General features: G+C 71.4%; 19 protein-coding genes, 1 tRNA gene and 3 pseudogenes. 8 read left to right on the top strand and 15 right to left on the bottom strand.

Going from position 1 to position 21034, the window contains the following annotated elements:
* The first annotated feature begins 52 nt into the window (after positions 1-52).
* The 3 pseudogenes from Sco07f_RS15215 to Sco07f_RS15205 all read left to right on the top strand — a co-directional run.
* Positions 53-370 (top strand): annotated as a pseudogene (locus Sco07f_RS15215) (hypothetical protein).
* A gap of 108 nt (positions 371-478) precedes the next feature.
* Positions 479-835, top strand: a pseudogene (locus Sco07f_RS15210) (ATP-binding protein); the annotation flags it as partial.
* Positions 831-1621 (top strand): annotated as a pseudogene (locus Sco07f_RS15205) (site-specific integrase); the annotation flags it as partial. The pseudogenes Sco07f_RS15210 and Sco07f_RS15205, both read left to right, overlap by 5 nt.
* A 164-nt stretch (positions 1622-1785) precedes the next feature.
* Here the strand turns inward: Sco07f_RS15205 and Sco07f_RS15200 are convergent.
* Positions 1786-1867 (bottom strand) — tRNA-Tyr (locus Sco07f_RS15200).
* Positions 1868-2090: 223 nt separating this feature from the next.
* Between Sco07f_RS15200 and Sco07f_RS15195 the strand changes: the two genes are divergently transcribed.
* Positions 2091-2579 carry a YajQ family cyclic di-GMP-binding protein gene (locus Sco07f_RS15195; RefSeq protein ID WP_007443878.1) on the top strand — a complete coding sequence of 163 codons (489 nt, stop codon included), beginning with the start codon at positions 2091-2093 and terminating at the stop codon, positions 2577-2579.
* 141 nt (positions 2580-2720) lie between these two features.
* On the opposite strand, the gene Sco07f_RS15190 is transcribed toward Sco07f_RS15195, so the two are convergent.
* Positions 2721-2987 (bottom strand): GlsB/YeaQ/YmgE family stress response membrane protein, encoded by a 267-nt coding sequence (locus tag Sco07f_RS15190; RefSeq protein ID WP_007443893.1) that lies wholly within the window; start codon positions 2985-2987, stop codon positions 2721-2723.
* Between the two features lie 139 nt (positions 2988-3126).
* Here Sco07f_RS15190 and Sco07f_RS15185 point away from each other — a divergent pair, with 139 nt between their 5' ends.
* Positions 3127-4371, top strand: a complete 1245-nt coding sequence (locus Sco07f_RS15185; RefSeq protein WP_007443876.1) for an APC family permease — start codon at positions 3127-3129, stop codon at positions 4369-4371.
* 86 nt (positions 4372-4457) lie between these two features.
* Here the strand turns inward: Sco07f_RS15185 and Sco07f_RS15180 are convergent, their stop codons facing one another.
* The 13 genes from Sco07f_RS15180 to Sco07f_RS15120 form a co-directional block, all read right to left on the bottom strand.
* Positions 4458-5060 (bottom strand): SMI1/KNR4 family protein, encoded by a 603-nt coding sequence (locus Sco07f_RS15180; protein ID WP_108988159.1) that lies wholly within the window; start codon positions 5058-5060, stop codon positions 4458-4460.
* 85 nt (positions 5061-5145) lie between these two features.
* A complete protein-coding gene (locus Sco07f_RS15175) occupies positions 5146-5562 on the bottom strand; it encodes a YccF domain-containing protein (protein WP_007443891.1) in 417 nt (138 codons plus the stop codon).
* Entirely contained in the window at positions 5559-6422 is an 864-nt protein-coding gene (gene htpX / locus Sco07f_RS15170) for a zinc metalloprotease HtpX (protein WP_087789875.1), read from the bottom strand. The genes Sco07f_RS15175 and htpX overlap by 4 nt, the downstream gene beginning before the upstream one ends.
* Before the next feature lie 262 nt (positions 6423-6684).
* Positions 6685-8238, bottom strand: a complete 1554-nt coding sequence (locus Sco07f_RS15165; protein WP_108988158.1) for an NADH-quinone oxidoreductase subunit N — start codon at positions 8236-8238, stop codon at positions 6685-6687.
* Entirely contained in the window at positions 8235-9839 is a 1605-nt protein-coding gene (locus Sco07f_RS15160) for an NADH-quinone oxidoreductase subunit M (RefSeq protein ID WP_108988157.1), read from the bottom strand. The genes Sco07f_RS15165 and Sco07f_RS15160 overlap by 4 nt, the downstream gene beginning before the upstream one ends.
* A gap of 6 nt (positions 9840-9845) precedes the next feature.
* Entirely contained in the window at positions 9846-11840 is a 1995-nt protein-coding gene (locus tag Sco07f_RS15155) for an NADH-quinone oxidoreductase subunit 5 family protein (protein WP_108988156.1), read from the bottom strand.
* Entirely contained in the window at positions 11837-12229 is a 393-nt protein-coding gene (gene nuoK / locus Sco07f_RS15150) for an NADH-quinone oxidoreductase subunit NuoK (RefSeq protein ID WP_007443885.1), read from the bottom strand. Before nuoK ends, Sco07f_RS15155 begins: the two co-directional genes overlap by 4 nt.
* Positions 12229-12882: an NADH-quinone oxidoreductase subunit J family protein gene (locus Sco07f_RS15145; protein WP_054099460.1), complete on the bottom strand. Its 654-nt coding sequence runs from the start codon at positions 12880-12882 to the stop codon at positions 12229-12231. Before Sco07f_RS15145 ends, nuoK begins: the two co-directional genes overlap by 1 nt.
* Positions 12879-13493, bottom strand: a complete 615-nt coding sequence (locus Sco07f_RS15140) for a NuoI/complex I 23 kDa subunit family protein (RefSeq protein ID WP_108988155.1) — start codon at positions 13491-13493, stop codon at positions 12879-12881. Before Sco07f_RS15140 ends, Sco07f_RS15145 begins: the two co-directional genes overlap by 4 nt.
* Positions 13493-14461: a complex I subunit 1/NuoH family protein gene (locus Sco07f_RS15135; RefSeq protein ID WP_007443882.1), complete on the bottom strand. Its 969-nt coding sequence runs from the start codon at positions 14459-14461 to the stop codon at positions 13493-13495. The genes Sco07f_RS15140 and Sco07f_RS15135 overlap by 1 nt, the downstream gene beginning before the upstream one ends.
* Positions 14458-15885 (bottom strand): NADH-quinone oxidoreductase subunit C, encoded by a 1428-nt coding sequence (locus Sco07f_RS15130; RefSeq protein WP_108988154.1) that lies wholly within the window; start codon positions 15883-15885, stop codon positions 14458-14460. Before Sco07f_RS15130 ends, Sco07f_RS15135 begins: the two co-directional genes overlap by 4 nt.
* Complete coding sequence (locus tag Sco07f_RS15125; protein WP_167468109.1) at positions 15882-16559, bottom strand: NADH-quinone oxidoreductase subunit B; 678 nt, start codon at positions 16557-16559, stop codon at positions 15882-15884. The genes Sco07f_RS15130 and Sco07f_RS15125 overlap by 4 nt, the downstream gene beginning before the upstream one ends.
* A complete protein-coding gene (locus tag Sco07f_RS15120; protein WP_007443825.1) occupies positions 16550-16990 on the bottom strand; it encodes an NADH-quinone oxidoreductase subunit A in 441 nt (146 codons plus the stop codon). The genes Sco07f_RS15125 and Sco07f_RS15120 overlap by 10 nt, the downstream gene beginning before the upstream one ends.
* Before the next feature lie 284 nt (positions 16991-17274).
* Here Sco07f_RS15120 and Sco07f_RS15115 point away from each other — a divergent pair, with 284 nt between their 5' ends.
* The 3 genes from Sco07f_RS15115 (at position 17275) to Sco07f_RS15105 (ending at position 21024) form a co-directional block, all read left to right on the top strand.
* Complete coding sequence (locus tag Sco07f_RS15115; protein WP_108988153.1) at positions 17275-18513, top strand: sensor histidine kinase; 1239 nt, start codon at positions 17275-17277, stop codon at positions 18511-18513.
* Positions 18514-18667: 154 nt separating this feature from the next.
* Positions 18668-20035: a sensor histidine kinase gene (locus tag Sco07f_RS15110; RefSeq protein WP_007443821.1), complete on the top strand. Its 1368-nt coding sequence runs from the start codon at positions 18668-18670 to the stop codon at positions 20033-20035.
* A 329-nt stretch (positions 20036-20364) separates the two neighbouring features.
* The gene (locus Sco07f_RS15105) at positions 20365-21024 is read left to right on the top strand and encodes a response regulator transcription factor (protein ID WP_007443820.1); all 660 of its coding nucleotides are present in this window, start codon (positions 20365-20367) and stop codon (positions 21022-21024) included.
* Positions 21025-21034 lie beyond the last annotated feature (10 nt).

Below are 21034 nucleotides of genomic sequence, written 5' to 3'. Positions count from 1 at the left end.
GCCACACACCGTAACCGCTTTCTCACGCCGACTCTCCGAGGAGCGTCTGACCATGCGTAACGCTGACATCCGTCGTCTGGACCGCGAGATCCTGGCGACGACGAAGAAGCTGGAGGCGGTCCGCCGAGGTGAGTAGTGGCCGCTGAACGGCAGTGAGCGCCGGGCCATGGCCCGCTCGCCGGCCGCCGGCGGCTACAAGGTAGCCCGGGGCCGCAGCGCGGGCCGCGACGAACAGCGCATGGACGCCACCGGCAACAGCGCCGAGATCCGGCTGAACGCGGAACTGACCGCCCTGCACGGCGAACGTCAGCGCCTCATCACCGAGGCCGCCCGCAACAAGGCCGCCAAGAAGTCGTCCGGCTGGTTCTGACCAGCCCGTTTCCCGCGCCGGGGTGACCGGGACTTTCCACGGACACGACCACCCCGGCGCTCTCCCTTACTCCCGCCCTTCGAAGGGGCAGTCAGGAGCAGTTCCAGCATGTCTGAGAACGTCGTTCACCTCCACAAGGCCACCGACCCCCCGACCCCCGACACCGCCCCCACCCTGCTCACGGTCGTGCCCGACGCGCCCCCGGCCCGCCCGGTGCCGCTGTGGGTCCGCTCCGGCCGCGTCGTGAAGACGGCCGTCACCCACGAGACGACCCGGGTCACAGTCCGCGCGGCGGCCCGGCACGGCCTCTACACCTTCAACGGCGGCCGGATCGTGGCCCGCCGCGCGTGGGACGGCCGCACCGGCTCCCGGTATGAGCGGATGATCCGGGCGGCGGAAGCCGCAGGGAACCTGGAGGCGGCGGAGGAGTGGGAGGAGCGGCTGGCCCGGTTCCGCGCCGCCCGCTCTCGTGAGGGACGCGAAGGGAATGGCTGATGCCCAGACCGTGCGGACGGCCCTCTATAGCTGGGCATTCAACGTGAGTCGTCGTGACCAGGACCCGCCTGACGAGGTGGCCGCCGTGCTGGCGTGGTTCGAGCGGAAGTCCGTGCCCACGTCCGCGCTGGCCGACCGTATGCAGGTACGCGCCGCCCTGGACGCCTTGACCAAGAAACTGGACGGCACCACGGCGGCGCGGCACCGACGGCACCCCCGGCGTCGACCATCCGCCGGAAGCGGACCACCTTTCACAACGCCCTCGGCTACGCCGTTGACGCCGGACGCCTGACGGACCACCCCCTGCCACAGGTGCAGTGGAAGTCCCCGGAGCAGGTAGCGGAGGACCTGGACCCCGCCTCCGTACCGGACCCCCGGCAAGCTCTCCCCCTGCCCGATCTCGTGAACCTGCTCCGGTGGCACGTCACGGCGTACGGCGTCGCCGCCGACGGGCGGCTGTTTCGGACGCGGCGTGGCGGACTCGTCCAGGACACCGGATACGGCGAAGTGTGGGCGGAGGCCCGTACCCGCGCGCTCACGCCCGCTCAGCGCGCCTCACTGCTGGCCAAGCGTCCATATGATCTTCGCCACGCCACCGTGTCTACGTGGCTCAGTTCCGGGGTGGAACCGCAGGAGGTAGCCGCGCGCGCCGGCCACAGCGTGGCCGTGTTGTTCCGGGTCTACGCGAAGTGCCTGGACGGCGGCGCCGCTACAGCCAATGCCCGGATCGAGCGGGCGTTGAAGAACGGCAGCTAGGAGGAGCGGAAGCTGCCCCACGCTTGCCCCACACGGACTGGTCAGCACCCGAATCAGGGTGAGACACACTGGGAAAAAGCACCCATAACGATCAGGTCGGGCCCGTCAACGACGAAAGGGCCTGCGATCAGCATTGCTGCTGGTCACAGACCCTTTCGGTCGTGTGGCGGCGCCAGGATTCGAACCTGGGAAGGCTGAGCCGGCAGATTTACAGTCTGCTCCCTTTGGCCGCTCGGGCACACCGCCGGGGGTCGCTGCCCGTCGAACCGCTTTGGGGCGGTGCTCCGTGGCAACGACGTAAACAATACCTGATGTGGAGGGGTGCTTCGCCACCCGATTGATCGCCGCTCGGGACGCGGCGGATGACTAGGCTTGTGCGGATGCGGCCGAGGACCCTGCCGGGGCCGGCGGCCGTCGATGTATGCCGGTACGGACCCGACACGCACCCAGATACAAGGAGCCACAGGACATGGCCGACTCCAGTTTCGACATCGTCTCGAAGGTCGAGCGGCAGGAGGTCGACAACGCCCTCAACCAGGCCGCCAAGGAGATCTCCCAGCGCTACGACTTCAAGGGCGTGGGCGCCTCGATCTCGTGGTCCGGGGAGAAGATCCTCATGGAGGCCAACTCCGAGGACCGGGTGAGCGCCATCCTCGACGTCTTCCAGTCCAAGCTGATCAAGCGCGGCATCTCGCTCAAGGCTCTGGATGCGGGCGAGCCCCAGCTCTCCGGCAAGGAGTACAAGATCTTCGCGTCGATCGAGGAGGGCATCTCCCAGGACAACGCGAAGAAGGTGGCCAAGCTCATCCGCGACGAGGGTCCCAAGGGCGTGAAGGCCCAGGTGCAGGGCGAGGAGCTGCGGGTCTCCTCGAAGAGCCGGGACGACCTGCAGACCGTGATCGCCCTGCTGAAGGGCCAGGACTTCGACTTCGCGCTGCAGTTCGTGAACTACCGGTGAGGCGCTGAACCGACGACGCGGGGCCGCCGACAGACAGGTCCCCGTGGACGGGAACTGACGGGAAAGGGTGGGCACCCGGTGGTGCGCACCCTTTCGCGTCCCGCGTCCCGCCGCCTCTCGCCTCGTCCGGTCCGCGCGGGTTCAGTCGCGCGAGTTGCCGAACAGGAGCCGATAGGCGATCAGGAGCACCAGCGAACCGCCGATCGCCGCGGCCCAGGTCGCACCGTCGTAGAAGTCCTTGCTGATCGGGTGGTCCAGCCAGCGGGCCGATATCCAGCCGCCGATGAACGCGCCGGCGATGCCGATGAAGGTGGTGCCGATGAATCCTCCGGGGTCGCGGCCCGGCAGCAGGAACTTGGCGATGGCTCCGGCCAACAGTCCGAGAATGATCCAGCTGATGACGGTCATGCCGTGACCCTGCCCTTTCTTGCTGTGCCCGCACTGTGCCAGTGCCGTGGGCTCGTTCCTCCGCGGTGTTCATGTCCTCTTGGTGGAGAGGACGTTCCGACCGCGCCGGGTGGTTGCGCCGATCAGTAGGGTGCCACCCATGACACCTGCGGGTTCGGGTCTGCGTCGCAGCCTCGGTCTCGGCGACGCCGTCGTCGTCGGGCTCGGTTCCATGATCGGCGCCGGGATCTTCGCCGCCCTGGCGCCGGCGGCACGCGCCGCCGGTTCGGGGCTGCTCCTCGCCCTCGCCGTGGCAGCCGTCGTCGCCTACTGCAACGCCATGTCGTCCGCCCGGCTGGCCGTCAGGTATCCGGCCTCGGGCGGCACCTACGTTTACGGACGTGAGCGGCTCGGGGAGTTCTGGGGCGTTCTCGCGGGCTGGTCGTTCATCGTCGGGAAGACGGCCTCCTGTGCTGCCATGGCGCTCACCGTGGGCGCGTACGTCTGGCCGGAGCAGGCGCACGTGGTGGCGGTCGCGGCCGTGGTGGCGCTGACCGCGGTGAACTACGGCGGGATCCAGAAGTCCGCCTGGCTGACGCGCGTGATCGTGGGCGTGGTGCTTGCTGTCCTCGCTTCCGTGGTGGTGGTGTGTCTGGGGTCGGGGCGGTCCGATGCCGGACGGCTGGACATCGGCTTGTCAGGCGGCACCGACGGGGTCCTTCAGGCCGCCGGCCTGCTGTTCTTCGCGTTCGCGGGGTACGCGCGCATCGCGACCCTCGGTGAGGAGGTGCGGGACCCGCGGCGCACCATCGCTCGCGCGATCCCACTGGCGCTCGGCCTCACCCTGGTCGTGTACGGGTGTGTCGCGGTGGCTGTCCTTTCCGTGCTGGGCTCGGGCGGTCTGGGACAGGCGACGGCTCCCCTGGCCGACGCGGTACGGGCGGCCGGCCTGCCGGGGCTGGCACCGGTCGTGCGGGTGGGCGCCGCTGTCGCCGCGCTGGGCTCCCTGCTGGCGTTGATCCTGGGCGTTTCACGGACGACGCTGGCCATGGCCAGAGACCGCCACCTGCCCAGGGCGCTGGCCGCGGTGCATCCGCGGTTTCAGGTGCCGCACCGGGCGGAGCTGGCCGTGGGAGTGGTGGTCGCGGTCCTGGCGGCGACGGTGGACGTACGCGGTGCGATCGGCTTCTCCTCCTTCGGTGTGCTGGCGTACTACGCCGTGGCCAACGCGTCGGCCTGGACGCTCGACCCTTCGAGGACGTCCCGGGTCGTACCGGCGCTGGGACTGGCCGGGTGCGTGGTACTCGCGTTCTCGCTGCCGGTGGTCTCGGTCGTCGTGGGTGTGGGTGTGCTGGCGGTGGGTGTGGTGGCGTACGGGGTGCGGGGGCAGCAGATGCCGCGGTAGGCGGGTGTCTCCGGGCAACGACCCGCGCCCTCGGCCACGGTGCCGTCGAGAGACGCTCTGCCGTTGCCCGCGTGGCTCGGCCGGGGTCAGCCGGAGGTCTCCCCTACGGGCGCCGTGTCCGTCGTACCGGGCCGTCTCCCCGTCCGTATGGGGAAGCCCGCCCACGGGGCCGCCGGTTCCGGCCCCTCGTTGGCCTCCTCGTACCAGCCCGCGCCGTCGACCCAGGCGCACAACCAGTCGGTGAGGCTCGGGGCATCGACGTACCAGGCGTGGTCGGCGTCGCCGGCGTTGGGTTCGAAGAGAAGCACCGTGGCCTGTGGGGAGCGGCAGTCGACGCAGGCGTACATCGCACAGCCCCAGTGGGATATCGGCAGGACACCCTCGGGCCAGGGCCAGTCGGGGTCCTTCGCACCGCTCTCGCGGTTGGCGAGGTACTGGGCGACTGCGGCGGGCTCGCCCGAGGGCGGGCTGTCGAGCAGGGGCAACAGACCGTACTCCGGGCCGAATCCGCCGTCACCTATGCGCAGGTACAGGTCGGCGAGCAGCGCGGGGAGGGGAAAGCCCAGGGCTGCCTCGGCGCGGGCCGACGTCGCCCCGTCCACGGGGGCGGGCAGGGAGCCCCAGCCCCACGGGCGAGTGCTTCGCGCCTTGGCGGCCACCCGTTCCAGCAACTGCTCGTTCTCGGTCATGAATTCATGATGCAGGCCGCCGCCGACATCGGGGCGGGCCTGTGGACAACTCGGAAGATGTGGACGGGCGAGGTGGAAAAGGCGCTTACCAGCCGGTCCGCTGTGTCGTCGCCGCCGCCGTGAAGGGCTGGTCCGTGCGCACGATCTCGCGTCCCAGCGGGAGCAGTGAGACGGGGATCAGCTTGAAGTTGGCGATGCCGAGCGGGATACCGATGACGGTGACGCACAACGCGATGCCGGTCACGATGTGGCCGAGGGCCAGCCACCAGCCCGCGAGGACGAGCCACAGCACGTTTCCGATACACGAGGGCGCCCCGGCGTCTCGGCGCTCGACCGCCGTGTACCCGAAGGGCCACAGGGCGTAGACACCGATGCGGAAGGCCGCGATGCCGAAGGGGATTCCGATGATCGTGATGCAGAGCAGCGCGCCCGCGAGCAAGTAGCCGAGGAACAGCCAGAAGCCGCTGAGCACGAGCCAAATGACGTTGAGGATGGTCTTCACGGCTGACGACCTGCCATCTTTTCGAGTCGGGCGATTCGCTCCGCCATCGGCGGGTGGGTGGAGAACATCTTCGAAAGCCCCTGCCCCGGACGGAAGGGGTTGGCGATCATCATGTGGCTGGCGGTCTCGAGCCGGGGCTCCGGGGGGAGCGGGAGCTGCTTGGTGCCGACTTCCAGTTTGCGCAGGGCACCGGCCAGGGCGAGCGGGTCGCCGGTCAGCTGGGCGCCGGAGGCGTCGGCCTCGTACTCCCGGGAGCGGCTGATGGCCAGTTGGATGACGGTGGCGGCGAGCGGTCCGAGCAGCATGATGAGGAGCATGCCCAGCAGACCGGGCCCGTCGTCGTCGTTGGACCGGCCGATGGGGATCAGCCAGGCGAAGTTGACCAGGAACATGATCACGGAGGCGAGGGCGCCGGCCACGGAGGAGATCAGGATGTCGCGGTTGTAGACGTGGCTGAGTTCGTGCCCGATGACGCCCCGCAGCTCGCGTTCGTCCAGCAGGCGCATGATGCCCTCGGTGCAGCACACGGCCGCGTTGCGCGGGTTGCGGCCGGTCGCGAAGGCGTTCGGTGCCTCCGTCGGTGAGATGTACAGGCGGGGCATCGGCTGGCGTGCCTGGGTGGAGAGCTCTCGGACCATGCGGTACAGCGCCGGGGCCTCGAACTCGCTGACCGGACGGGCACGCATCGCGCGGAGTGCGAGCTTGTCGCTGTTCCAGTACGCGTACGCGTTGGTGCCCAGGGCGACGAGGACGGCAACGACGAGCCCCGCTCGGCCGAAGAAGCTGCCGATGACGATGATGAGCGCGGACAGTCCCCCGAGGAGTACTGCGGTCCTGAGCCCGTTGTGCCGGCGGTGCACGGTACGCCCTCCAAATCGTGCAGCAGGGGAACCCTTTGCTTGCTGGTCTCGCTCGCTGTGGTTGCTTCCTGGTCTCCGATGCCACCGGTGCCGTGGGTGACACGTCCAGTGGACCCTTCCGTACTGGTCAACGCCAGGCGAGGGCCACCAGTTCCCCGGCGCCCGCCGCGACGCGTGTGGTCCGTACGGGTGACCGCCGTGGCGGGCGGCACACGCGCGTGGAGACCCCGTGCCGCACGCGCGCGTGCCCTGGGGGCTGCGTTCAGAAGAGCCCGGTGTCGGCGAAGCGCAGGATCAGCTGCGGTGCTCCGGAGAGGGCGACGGCGAGGACCGCGGTCACGGTGATCGCGGCCGTGAGGGGGGCGGGGGCCCGGTGACCGGCGGTCGCCGCCTCGGGCGCCCGGAACAGCAGTGCCGTCCATTGGAGGTAGTAGAAGAGCGCGATCACGACGTTGACGGCCATGACGACGGCCAGCCAGCCGAGTCCGGCGTCGACGGCCGCGGAGAACACCGTGACCTTGGCGAAGAGGCCGATGATGCCGGGCGGCAGTCCGGCGAGGCAGAGCAGGAAGAAGGCCAGGAGGAGGGCCGTGAGCGGGTTGGAGGAGTACAGGCCGCGGTAGTCCGACACCCGGTTCAGGGACCTGGTGCGGCCCACGAGCGCGGCCACCGCGAAGGCACCGAGGTTCACCGCGGCGTACATGAGCGCGTAGGCGACGCTGGAGCCGACCGAGCGCTCGGGGTCGTCGGAGTAGGCGGCGGAGGCGATCGGTACCAGGAGGTAGCCCGCCTGGCCGACGGACGACCAGGCGAGCAGCCGTACCGCGCTGTACGCGCGCGTGGCCTGCTGCCGGAGGGCACCGACGTTGCCGACGGTCATGGTGAGCGCGGCCAGTGCCGCGAGGGCGGGACCCCAGACGTCGGCGTAGGAGGGCAGGGCAACGACGGTGACCAGGATGAGGCCGGAGAAGCCGACCGCCTTGCCGATCACGGACAGGTAGGCGGCGATCGGCAGGGGCGCGCCCACGTAGGTGTCGGGCACCCAGAAGTGGAAGGGGGCGGCGGCCGTCTTGAAGGCGAAGCCGACGAGGGTGAGGACGACGCCGGCCTGGGCGAGCGTGGTGAACTGCCCGTCGACGTGCTGGATGCGCTCGGCCACCTGGGTGAGGTAGAGGGTGCCGGTGGTGGCGTACACGAAGCTGATGCCCATGAGGCTGACCGCGGTCGCGGTGACCGAGGACAGGAAGAACTTCAGGGCCGCTTCGGAGGACCGGCGGTCGCCCTGCCGGAGGCCGACGAGGGCGAAGGCGGGCAGGGAGGCGACCTCCAGGGCGACGATCAGGGTTGCGAGGTCGCGGGAGGCGGGCAGGAGGGCGGCTCCGGCGGCGGAGGAGAGCAGCAGGAACCAGAACTCGCCCTCGGGCAGCCCCCGGTCGGCGTCCTTCACGGCGGTGACCGACAGGAGGGCGGTCAGGAGTGCGCCGCCGAGGACGAGGAACTGGATGGCGAGGGTGAAGGTGTCCGCGGTGTAGCTGCAGACGCCGGGCTCGCCGCTCTGGCAGAACGTCGAGCGGTCGTCGTTCACCAGGGGCAGCAGCAGCAGGGCGGAGGCGGCGAGTCCGGCGACCGAGATCCAGCCGAGCAGGGGCTTGCGGGCGTCCTTGACGAACAGGTCGGTGACGAGGACGACGAGGCCCACGACGGCCGTGACGGTGGGCGGCGCGATGGCGAGCCAGTCGACGGACTGGACGAGGTTCTGGGCCAGCGGCTGCTGCGCCAGGGCCACCTCGGCGAGGGGCTGGGCCGGGGAGCTCATCGGGTGCCTCCTGAGAGGAGCTGCTGCACGGCCGGGTCGGTCAGCCCGAGCAGGGTTCTGGGCCACAGCCCGGCGACGACGGTGAGGACGACGAGCGGGGTCCAGGCGGCGAACTCGTACGCGCGCACGTCGGCCGGCTGCGGCTGCGGGGCGTCCTGGGGTACGGCGCCCATGCAGACGCGGCGGACCACGATCAGCATGTACGCGGCCGTCAGCAGGGTGCCGAAGGCGGCGACCGCCATGAAGGTGAGGAACGCGGGGCGGCTGAGGTCGTGGTGCGGGTCGAAGGCGCCGAACAGGGCGAGCATCTCGCCCCAGAATCCGGCCAGGCCCGGCAGGCCCAGCGAGGCGACGGCGGCGAAGGCGAGCAGTCCGCCGAGACGGGGTGCCTTGCCGTACAGGGCGTGGCCCGACTCCTCGGCGAGGGTGTCCAGGTCGGTGGTCCCGGTGCGGTCCTTGAGCGCGCCGACCACGAAGAAGAGCAGGCCGGTGATCAGGCCGTGGGCGATGTTGGCGAACAGGGCCCCGTTGACGCCGGTCGGGGTCATGGTCGCGATGCCCAGCAGGACGAAGCCCATGTGGCCGACGGAGGAGTAGGCGATGAGGCGTTTGAGGTCGCCCTTCGCGCCTCTCCTGGCGAGGGCCAGGCAGGCCAGGGAGCCGTAGATGATCCCGACGACGGCGAAGGCGGCGAGGTAGGGCGCGAAGGTGCGGAAGCCGTCTGGCGCGACCGGGAGCAGAATCCGAACGAACCCGTACGTACCCATCTTCAGCAGGACGCCGGCGAGCAGGACCGAGCCGACGGTCGGCGCGGCGGTGTGGGCGTCGGGCAGCCAGCTGTGCAGCGGCCACATCGGGGTCTTGACCGCGAGCCCGATCCCGATCGCCAGTACGGCGGTGACCTGCACGGATGTGGTCAGCGACCGGCCGTTGTCAGTGGCGAGTGCCACCATGTCGAATGTGCCCGCCGTGATTCCGATCAGGAGCAGGCCGAGCAGCATGACGACGGAGCCGAGGAGCGTGAAGAGGATGAACTTCCAGGCGGCCCCGGCCCGTCCCTCGCCGCCCCAGCGGGCGATGAGGAAGTACATCGGGATGAGGACCATCTCGAAGGCGAGGAAGAACAGGACCAGATCGAGGACGGCGAAGGTCGCGAGGGTGCCGGACTCGAGGACGAGCAGCAGCGCGACGAACGCCTTCGGGCTCGGGCCCGGAGCCCGCGGCGTCAGCCGCTCGTGTCGCTGCTTGAAGTACGAGTAGAGCGCGCAGAGGAAGGTCAGCAGCGCGGTCAGGACCAGCAGGGGGAGGGAGATGCCGTCGATGCCGAGGTGGATGCGTACGTCGAGTGCGGGGATCCAGCTGATGTCCGTGCTGGCCTGCATCTTCGACGGATGGTCGTGGTCGAAGCCGAGCACGAGGACGACCGCGGCGATGAGGATCGCGCCGGTGACGGTGACGCCGTGCCGGAGCACGGCCTGGTCGGGTGACTTCCCCTTCAGTCCGGGCGGGGCCGGCAGAAGGGCGGCGACGGCACCGAGGAGTGGGCCGACGACGAGGAACGCGAGAAGGACCCGCATCACGGACTCGTTGATATCGATCACGCCTGCTCACGCTCCCGTGGCGACGAGGACGGCGGCGACCGCGAGGACGACGGTGCCGGCGAGCAGCGCGCTCACATAGGTCTGCACATTGCCGGTCTGGGCGCTTCGTACGGCGGCCCCGAGCAAGCGGGGCAGGGCGCCCGCCGCGCGTACGTAGGTGTCGACGACCTCGCGGTCGAGGAACCGGACGAGGCTCGCTCCGGCCCGGACCGGGCGGACGAAGAGGGTCGTGTACACGGCGTCCAGGTGGAAGCCGGCCGCCGCGTGCGGGTGCACCGGGCCCAGCAGGAGCCGTCCCGGGTCCGACGGGTCGGGTGCGGAGGCAAGGTCCCCGTAGGCGGGCCGGTGGCTGGCGATGGCCTCGGCCTCCACCAGGGCGGCGTCGCCCTCGGGGTGGGCCGCGACCGCGCCCAGTGGGGTGCGGACCGCGAGCGCCGTGGTGTGCCGCCAGGCGGCGTAGGTGACGATGCCGCCCACCAGGGCCACTCCCGTGCCGAGCACGGAGGTGGTGAGGGTCGGGGTGAGGTCGTGGCCGTCGAACCAGTCGGGCAGCAGACGGAAGGCGAGCCCGCCCAGCGCGAGTGAGGGGAGGGCGAGCACCCAGAGCACGGCGTTCATGACCAGCGGCTGCCTGCCGTGGTCGGGGGCCTCGGCGCCCTGTCCGCGGAAGGCCAGCAGCCACAGGCGGGTCGCGTAGGCGGCGGTGAGCAGAGCGGTGATCAGGCCGGCGACGAGCACGGTCCAGCCCGCGGCGCCGGGCGCGTGCTCGGTGTGGCCGGTGGCCACGTGCTCCGCGGCGCCGAGGACGGACTCCTTGGAGAAGAAGCCGCTGAAGGGCGGGATCGCGGCGAGCGCGAGCAGGGCCACGGTCATCGTCCAGAAGGCGTCCGGGACCCGGTCGCGCAGGCCCCGCATGCGGGACATGGCGGCCAGCGAGTTGGTGCCGGCGGCGTGGATGATCACGCCGGCGGCGAGGAACAGGAGCGCCTTGAAGGCGCCGTGAGTGAGGAGGTGGAAGACGGCGGCACCCCGGTCGCCCGTGGCGAGGGCACCGGTCATGTAGCCGAGCTGCCCGATCGTCGAGTAGGCCAGGACGCGTTTGATGTCGTCCTGGGCGAGGGCGGCGAGCGCGGAGCCGACCATCGTGACGGCGGCCATGACGGCGAGGACGACCATCGCGGCCCGCGATGCCTCGAAGAGCGGAAGGAGCCGGGCGACGAAGTACACACCGGCGGCGACCATCGTCGCGGCGTGGATCAGCGCCGAGACCGGTGTCGGGCCCGCCATCGCGTCGGGGAGCCAGGTGTGCAGCGGGAACTGCGCCGACTTGCCCGCGACACCGGCCAGGAGCAGCAGGGCGATCAGCGTCGGATGGTCGAGCGAACCGCTCGCCACCGCGCCGAGGACCTTGGTGATGCGGAAGGAGCCCGCTTCGGTGGCCAGCGCCAGCAGGCCGATCAGGAAGGGGACGTCGCCGAGCTTGGTGACCAGGAAGGCCTTGAGGGAGGCGGCGCGCGCCTCCGGGGTCTCCCAGTAGTGGCCGACCAGGAAGTACGAGCAGATGCCCATGACTTCCCAGCCGACCAGCAGCACCATCAGGTCGCCTGAGTAGACGACGAGGAACATGGCGGAGGTGAACAGGGAGACGAGAGCGGCGTACGAGGGGTAGCGCGGGTCGTCGCGCAGGTATCCCGTGGAGTAGAGCTGCACGCAGGTGGCGACGGTGCCGACGAGGACGGCGACGAGGGCGGCGAAGCCGTCGACGTGCAGGGCGAGTTCGACGGGGACCGAACCGGTGGGCGTCAGTTCCGTGACGGCGTCGACGGCCCGGCCGCCTCCCTGGCGGGCCGCGACGAGTACGGCGAGGACGAGGGCCGCCAGCGTCGGCAGAATCGCGAGGGGGCGGACGAAGCCGGGCGCGGACCGGCCCAGCAGGAGACCGGCGGCTGCCCCGAGGAAGGGGAGGAGGGGGACGAGTACGGCGAGGGTGGTCGTGGTCACGCGGTGGCCTCAGCCTTCTCGGCGGCCGTCCCGGTCGCGGGGGTGTCGGTGTCGGGGCCGTCCGGCTCGTGGCCCTCGGCGGTGTCGCGGAGCCTGTCGATGTCCGAGGTGCCGCGGTTGCGGTGGACGGCGAGCACGATCGCCAGACCGATGCCGATCTCGGCGGCCGCGATGGCGATCGTGAACAGGGTCAGGGCCTGACCGGAGTGCAGGGTCTCTTCCGCGGCCCTGCTGAGCCAGACGTCGAAGGCGACGAGGTTGAGGTTGACGGCGTTGAGCATCAGCTCGACCGACATCAGGACCAGGATCGCGTTGCGGCGGGCGAGAACGCCGTAGAGGCCGGTGCAGAAGAGGAGGGCGGAGAGGACGGCCGGATAGGCGAGGTGCATCAGCGGACACCACCCGTCTGGGAAGTACCGGACGAAGAGGCGCCGGACGGGGAAGTGCCGGACGAAGAGGCGCCGGTGGGGGAGGTCTTCGCCGGGGGTGCTTCGCCCGCGCGGGCCGCCTTGGCCTTGCGGGACAGGACGATGGCGCCGACCAGGGCGGCGAGCAGAAGGACGGAGAGGGCCTCGAAGGGGAGGACCCAGTTCTGGAAGAGGCTCGCTCCGGTGACGGCGGTGGAGCCGGCGGCCGGGCCGTCCAGGTCTATCCAGGTGGTGCGGAAGGCGTCGACGACGACCCACACCAGGGCCGCCGCGGAGGCCACGGCCACGGTGAGGGCGGCCCAGCGGTTGCCGGAGTCGGCGTCCGGGGACCGGCCGATGGGCGCCCTGGTGAGCATCAGGCCGAACAGGATGAGGACGACGACGGCACCGACATAGATGAGGACCTGGACCCAGGCGATGAACTCGGCGGTGAGCAACAGGTATTCGACGGCCAGGCCGCCGAGGGCCACCACCAGCCAGAGCGCCGCGTGAACGAGCTGACGGGTGGTCACGGTGACGACGGCGGCTCCGAAGGTGACCAGTCCGACGAGGAGGAAGGCGATCTCGACGCCGGTCGGGGAAAGGAATCCGTGGGATGCGGCGGCAAGGGTCATGGCCGGTCCTCCTGCCCGGGCCGGTTCGGCTGCCCCGACTGGTCCGCCTGCCCCGGCCGGTCCTCCTGCCCCGACTGGTCCGCCTGCTGCTGCGCGGCCAGCTTGTCGGCGGCCTTGCGGGCGGCGGCGAGTTCCTTGGGTTCCTCCGCACCGGGGTCGAGAGCGGGCGGGGCCGGCACGGTCCACATCCACTCGCGGAGCTTGTCGCGCTCGTGGGTGAGGTCGCGGATGTCGGTCTCGGCGTACTCGAACTCCGGGGACCAGAACAGGGCGTCGAAAGGACAGACCTCGATGCAGATACCGCAGTACATGCACAGGGCGAAGTCGATGGCGAAACGGTCGAGGACGTTGCGGCTGCGGTCGCGCCCGCCGGGGGTGGCCGCCGGGACCGTCTCCTTGTGGGAGTCGATGTAGATGCACCAGTCGGGGCACTCGCGGGCGCACAGCATGCAGACCGTGCAGTTCTCCTCGAACAGGCCGATCACACCGCGGGTACGGGGCGGCAGCTCCGGCTGGGCGTCGGGGTACTGCTCGGTGACGGTCTTCTTCGTCATCGTGCGCAGGGTGACGGCCAGGCCCTTGGCCAGGCCGCTGCCGGGGACGGGGGCCATTACGCGATCACCACCTTGACGACGCCGGTGAGGGCGATCTGGGCGAGGGAGAGGGGGACGAGGAGCGTCCAGGACAGTTTCTGGAGCTGGTCCTCGCGCAGGCGTGGGTAGGTCACGCGGAGCCAGATCACGACGAAGGCGAGGACGGCCGCCTTGAGCAGGGTCCACACCCAGCCGAGGCCGTCGGCGCCCCAGGGGCCGTGCCAGCCGCCCAGGAAGAGGACGGTGGTCAGACCGCACAGGACGACGATTCCGGCGTACTCGGCGAGGAGGAACAGGGCGAAGCGCAGGCCGGTGTACTCGGTGTAGGCACCGAAGATGATCTCGGAGTCGGCGACCGGCATGTCGAACGGGGGGCGCTGCAGTTCGGCCAGCCCGGCGACGAAGAAGACGACCGCGCCGACGATCTGCCAGGGCAGCCACCACCACTCGAAGGCGTCGAGGATGCCGACGAGCGAGACGGTGCCGGCCGCCATCGCCACGGAGGCGGCGGTCAGCAGCATCGGGAGTTCGTACGCGAGGAGCTGGGCGGCGGTACGCAGGCCGCCCAGGAGGGAGAACTTGTTCGCGGAGGACCAGCCCGCCATGAGCGAGCCGAGGACGCCCACGCCCATGACGGCGAGGACGAAGAAGACGCCCGCGTCGACGACCTGACCGACCGCGCCCTCCCCGGGCCCCACGGGGATGGCGAGGAGGACCAGGAGGTACGGCAGCAGGGCCACGGCCGGGGCGAGTTGGAAGATGCGGCGGTCCGCGTCGGCGGGGACCACGTCCTCCTTCTGCGCGAACTTGACGCCGTCCGCGACGAGCTGGGCCCAGCCGTGGAAGCCGCCCGCGTACATCGGGCCCAGACGGCCCTGCATGTGGGCCATCACCTTGTGCTCGGTCTGGCCGACGATCAGGGGGAAGGCGAGGAAGACGACGAAGACGATCAGGAGGCGCAGGGTGACGTCGAGCGCGTCGTTCACTGCGGGCCTCCTGGGGAGTTCGGGGGATTCCGACGGGCTTCGGTGCCGTCGGCGGTGTCGGACACCTCGGCAGCATCCGGCCCTTCGGAGGCATCCGGATCCCGGCCGGCGTCCGGCTCCTCGGGTGCATCCGGCCCGCCGGGGGCCGTCGGCCCGTCGGGAGTGTCCGCCGGCTCCTCGGGCGCTCCCGGCTTCTCGGTGGCCTCGGGCTCGCCGAACGCCGGGCGGGCGTGGTGCCACGGGGCGTCCGAGCTGCGCGGGGTCGAGGGCGCCTGCTTCCGGGCCGGTTCCGCCGTGGGCGAGGAGGCGGTGCCGGTCCCGTTGCCGCCCCGCGGGGCGCTGCCGGGGCCCGCGTCGTCCGGCTGCCCGGCGTCCGCGGCTGCCCGCTGGCTGGCCGAGCCCTGCGACGCGCTCCGAGCACGCCGGGGACCGGCGGTACCGGTGGTGCCGGTGGTGCCGGTGGCTCCCCGCCGTCCGGCAGCCGTATCGCCGGTGGGTCCGCCGGAGGGCTCGGTGGCGGGCGGGGTGGGCTCGGTGGCGGGCGGCGTGGGCCCGTCCGCCGGGCCGGCCGCTCGCTGGGACGCGGAGCCCTGGCTCGCACTGCGCGACCGCCGCGGCGCCGGTGCGGCCGCCGGTTCGCCGGCCGGGGCGTTCTGGCTGACCGAGCCCTCGGCCGCCGTCCGGGAGCGGCGTGGCGTGGCCGGGGCCTCGGTACCGGGCGTCTCCGTCTGCTGACCGACGGAGCCCTCGGCGGCCGTACGGGTCCGCCGGGCGGGGCGTTCGCCTGCCGCGCGGGCCGGGCGCTCCCCCGCCGCACGCCCCGCGCCCCGTGCCGGGCGGGCGGGAGCGGGAGGCAGCTGGCCCTTCAGCGGGCCCCACTCGTTGGGGTCGGGGACGCCCGGCGGCAGCATCTGGCGCCGGCGGGGACCGCCGTGGTCGGACTCGCCGGGTTCCTTGGCCCCGGGCCAGGCCTTGGCGACGCGTGCGGCGAGGACGAAGTCCTTGCGCAGCGGGTGGCCCTCGAAGCCCTCGGGCAGGAGCAGGTGGTCGAGGGCGGGATGGTCCTCGAAGGAGACACCGAACATCTCGTGCGTCTCCCGCTCGTGCCAGGCCGCGCCCGCGTAGACCTCCACGGCGGTGGGCAGGACCGGGGCCTCGTGCGGGACGGTCGTACGCAGCAGCAGCCGGCGTACCGGCCCCAGCGCGGCGACGTGGGCCGCGACGCGGAACCCCGTGCCCGGTTCGTCGACCGCGCTCAGCCAGTCGAAGTACGTGCAGCCCAGCCGGTCGCGCGCCGTCTCCAGGGCGGTGATCCAGGAGCTGGACGGCACGTCGACGGTCAGGAGGTCGTACGACTCCTCGGCCGTGGCGTCCGCACCGAAGAGTTCCTCGGCCCCGGCGGGCAGCCAGCCGACGGCGGTCATCGCCCCTCCCCCGTGTCGGAGGCCGAACCCGTGTCGGAGGACGGAGCCGCGTCGGAAGTCGAGCCCGCGTCGGAGGCCGAGCCCGGCGGTCGCACCAGGCCGCTCCGCAGCGCTGCCGTCGACGGCCGGGGCGAAGCGGCGTACCGCTCCCCCAGGGACTCCCGCGCGATCTTCTCCTGGAGCTTGAGGATCCCCTGGAGCAGCGCCTCGGGGCGCGGCGGGCAGCCGGGAACGTAGACGTCGACGGGGATGATCTGGTCGACGCCCTTCGTCACGGAGTAGGAGTCCCAGTAGGGGCCGCCGCAGTTGGAGCAGGCGCCGAAGGAGATGACGTACTTCGGCTCCGGCATCTGCTCGTACAGGCGCTTGACGGCCGGCGCCATCTTGTCGGTCACCGTGCCGGAGACGACCATCAGGTCGGCCTGGCGGGGACCCGGAGCGAACGGGATGACGCCGAGCCGGATGAAGTCGTGGCGGGCCATCGACGCGGCGATGAACTCGATCGCGCAGCAGGCGAGGCCGAAGTTGAAGACCCAGAGCGAGTAGCGGCGGCCCCAGTTCAGGACGACCTTCATCGGCTCCGGAGCGAGACGGGCGAGCGTGCCCAGCCGCTTGGGCTCGGGCAGCGGCACGGGCGCCGGTGCGGGTGCGGGTGCGGAGGGGTTCACGTCCACGACAGGACGCCCTTCTTGTATGCGTACAACAGGCCCACGGCGAGGAATCCGAGGAAGATGAACATCTCCACGAGGGTCGTGGCCCCGTAACCAGGGTCGGCGAAGACCGTCGCCCAGGGGAAGAGGAAGATCGAGTCGACGGCGAAGATGACGTAGAGGAACGCGTAGACGTAGTAGCGGACCTGGGTGTGCGCCCAGCCCTCGCCGACGGGGTCGACGCCGCACTCGTAGGTGAGCAGTTTCTCGGGCGTCGGGACCACCGGCCTCAGCAGGCGCCCGGCGCCGAAGGCGACGGCGACGAAGAGCACGCCGACGACGGCGAGCAGGCCGACGACCGAGTAGGACCGGAAGTAGTCCGCGGCTAGCCCGACGGTGGCGTCGGCGGTGGTCACGGCGCCGGCGGTCGCGTCCCCGACGGTCGGATCCGTCACGTGCGCCCCTCACTCCCTGTCGCGAACGTCGTACTAGACGCCGTGGTAGACGCCGTTGACGTCGTGGTAGACGCCGTAGACGTCGTGAACCTCGTACCCGTCATGACCGTCGTGGCCGTCGTGAACGCTGCCGCTCGACGATCTGTACGCACGGGAGTCTAGAGCCTGATAAAGAGACGGTAAGCAGCCCGTCGTACGTTGGGACGCGGGGTGGGGTTTTCCTCAGTGCGTCCCGGCGGCCCACCTCATGGCGCGGGGCCGCACCGCACGGCACGCTGACGGGTATGACCGAACGTCTCTGGACATCGAGCTCCGCCCGGACCGCCGGTGCGGTGGCCGGCGACCGCCTGCCGGACCATCTGCCGCCGGCCCGTTTCGCCTACGACCGGCACACGTGGAAGGAGATCGCCCACCTGCTGGCGAACTTCCCGGCGGCGCTGCTCGGATTCGTCTACGTCGTGACGATGCTGTCCGTCGGCGCGGGACTGACGGTCACGGTGATCGGGCTGCCGCTGCTCGCGGCCGGGCTGCTGGGCGCGCGGCAGCTGGGCAAGCTGGAGCGGGCGCGGGCCCGGGCGCTGCTCGGGGTGCGGGTGGACGAACCGAGCCCGCTGCCGTGGCGGAGCGAGCGCGGATTCTTCGCGCAGTTGTGGATGTCGTTGAAGGACCCGGTGGGCTGGCGCACGGTCCTGTACGACGTCATCCGGTTTCCCTGGGGCGTCCTCACCTTCGCCGTGACGCTGACGTCGTTGTTCGTGCTGTGGCCGGTGCTGCCGTTCATCGCGCGAGGACTGACCAACGTCGACCGGGCGATGGTGCGCGGGCTGCTGTCGCCGTCCGACGAGCTGGAGCGGCGGATCGCCGAGCTGGAGTCGGACCGGGGGATCGTGGTCGACACGGCCGCCGCCGACCTGCGGCGCATCGAGCGCGACCTGCACGACGGGGCACAGGCCCGCCTGGTCAACCTCGCCATGGGGCTCGGCCTGGCGAAGGAGAAGCTCCTGGAGGATCCCGACGCGGCCGCGGCCATGGTCGACGAGGCGCACGGCGAGGTGAAGCTGGCCCTCCAGGAGCTGCGGGACCTGGCCCGCGGCATCCACCCCGCCGTCCTGACCGACCGGGGCCTGGACGCGGCGCTCTCCTCGGTCGCCTCCCGTTGCACCGTGCCGGTCAAGGTGACCGCCGACCTGACGGAGCGCCCCGCGGCCGCCATCGAGGGCATCGCCTACTTCACGGTCTCGGAGCTGCTCCAGAACGTCAGCAAGCACAGCGGGGCGAGGTCCGCCTCCGTGGAGGTGTGGCGGTCGTCCGACCGGCTGCTCATACAGGTCGAGGACGACGGCCACGGGGGCGCGCGCCTCGACGGCGGTACGGGGATGAAGGGCCTCGCCGAACGGCTGTCCGCCGTCGACGGCCTCTTCGTCGTCGACTCGCCGGAAGGCGGCCCGACGACGGTCACGGCGGAGCTGCCGTGGCGCGACCGCACGGAGACCGACGCGGCCGGCTCCGCCCCCAGGAGGTAGGGAAAACCCCCCTTCCCAGACGCCGACGGGCTCCATTGGGCCCGGCGGCGCGGTCGAGGAGGGTGGAGGTACGACGGCACAGCCGCAGAGCGGCACAGCACAGCCGCAGAGCGGCACGGCACAGCCCAGGGCGACGAGGAGAGGGACGGCACCGATGGCCACGGAATACGGACAGAGTTACGGACTCGGGGGCGGGTCCGGCTTCCCCGGGGACACGGGTGCGCGGCGCCACCGGCTGCCAGCGGGTCTGCGGGCGCCGTTCGAGGCGCGCAGCTGGCGGGAGTTCGGTTACGTCCTGGTGGGTCTGCCGGTCGGCATCCTGCTCTTCACGTACGCCGTCACGATGGTGTCGCTGGGGGCGGGACTGCTGGTGACGTTCCTGGGCGTGCCGGTGCTGGCGGCCGCACTCGCCGGGTGCCGGGGCTTCGGGGCGATGGAGCGGGCGAGGGCCCGCCTCCTGCTGGGGCTGCGGGTGTCGGAACCCGAGCCGCTGCGGCTGAAGAAGCGGGGGGCGATGGGCTGGATGGGGGCGGTGCTCAAGAGCGGCGCCTCCTGGCGGAGCCTGCTGTACGCGGTGCTTCAGTTCCCGTGGTCGGTGTTCTCGTTCGTCGTCGCCGTGAACGTCTGGGCGGTCGGGTGGGCGATGCTGACGTACCCGCTGTATTTCTGGGTGTTCCCCGTGTACGCCGGCCAGGACGGGCTTCAGCTGTACGGCGACGAGACGCACCGGATCTACCTGGACAACCCGTTCGAGATCACCGTGACGGCGCTGATCGGGCTGCTGTTCACGCTGGCGACGCCGTGGCTGGTGCGGGGGCTGACGACGGTGGACCGGGTCATGGTGCACGGGCTGCTCGGCCCGTCGCGGCTGGCGACGCGGGTCGTGGAGCTGGAGTCGGACCGGGGGGTCGTGGTCGACACGGCCGCCGCCGACCTGCGGCGCATCGAGCGCGACCTGCACGACGGGGCACAGGCCCGCCTGGTCAACCTCGCCATGGATCTGGGTCTGGCCAAGGAGAAGCTGAGGGAGGACCCGCGGGCGGCGGCCGTCATGGTGGACGAGGCGCACGGTGAGGTGAAGACGGCCCTCCAGGAGCTGCGGGACCTGGCCCGCGGCATCCACCCCGCGGTGCTGACCGACCGGGGTCTGGACGCGGCGCTGTCGGCGGTCGCCTCGCGCTGCACCGTGCCGGTGCGGGTCGAGGTCGACCTGACGGAGCGGCCGGCGTCGGCGATCGAGGGCATCGCCTACTTCACGGTCTCGGAGCTGCTCCAGAACATCAGCAAGCACGCACGGGCCACGTCGGCCGCGGTGGAGGTGTGGCGGGTGGAGAACCGGCTGATGCTCCAGGTCGTGGACAACGGCGTGGGTGGTGCGAACGCGTCCGCCGGTTCCGGTCTGGCCGGTCTGGCGGAGCGGCTCGACGCGGTGGACGGGATCCTCGTGGTGGACTCGCCGGCCGGAGGGCCGACGCGGATCACGGCGGAGCTGCCGTGGCGGAACGAGCCGCTCACCGGCTGATCGGAAACCGCGTCCGCCCCGGCGCTCGTCGCCCCGGGGCGGACGCACCCGCGCCCAAACACTCGACCTGGGGGACGCACGCGCCGCGGACCGGTCCGCCCGACTTCCGGCCCCTCCCCCCTCCCCCCGCCCCTCCCGCTGGGTCTCCGTATCTCCGTGCCTCTCCCGCTGGGCTTCCGTATCTCCGTCTCTTTCGGTTGCCTGAGGGCGTCCGGCCTCGGATGCTGGAATGCTGGACCCGTCGCACGGACGGTTCGTGGACGCGGCGCGGGCCGCGCGGACCGGGCAGGTGCACGGGCTGTGGGGGGCCGAGGATCGTGGAGGACAGGGTGCGGGTGGTCATCGCCGAGGATTCAGTGCTGCTCCGAGAGGGGCTGACCCGGTTGCTGACCGACCGCGGGCACGAGGTCGTGGCAGGGGTCGGCGACGGTGAGGCACTGATCAAGACCATCACCGAGCTGGACGCGCAGGGCGAACTGCCGGACGTCGTGGTGGCGGACGTACGGATGCCGCCGACGCACACCGACGAGGGGGTGCGGGCCTCGGTACGGCTGCGCAAGGCACATCCCGGTCTCGGCGTGCTGGTGCTGTCCCAGTACGTGGAGGAGCGGTACGCGACGGAGCTGCTGGCCGGTTCCAGCCGGGGCGTGGGCTATCTGCTCAAGGACCGGGTGGCCGAGGTCCGGGAGTTCGTGGACGCGGTGGTGCGGGTGGCGCAGGGCGGTACGGCGCTGGACCCGGAGGTGGTCGCGCAGTTGCTCGGGCGCAGCCGCAAGCAGGACGTGCTGGCGGGGCTCACCCCGCGGGAGCGGGAGGTGCTGGGTCTCATGGCCGAGGGCCGGACCAACTCGGCGATCGCCCGGCAGCTGGTGGTGAGTGACGGGGCCGTCGAGAAGCACGTCAGCAACATCTTCATGAAGCTCGGTCTGTCTCCGAGCGACGGTGACCACCGCAGGGTGCTCGCCGTGCTCACGTATCTCAACTCCTGACATCGGCGGC

It is taken from the genome of Streptomyces coelicoflavus, assembly GCF_003112555.1.
GTDB lineage: Bacteria > Actinomycetota > Actinomycetes > Streptomycetales > Streptomycetaceae > Streptomyces > Streptomyces coelicoflavus.
The sequence above is the reverse complement of the archived record's forward strand: the minus strand, read 5'-3'. Positions and strand labels throughout refer to the sequence as shown.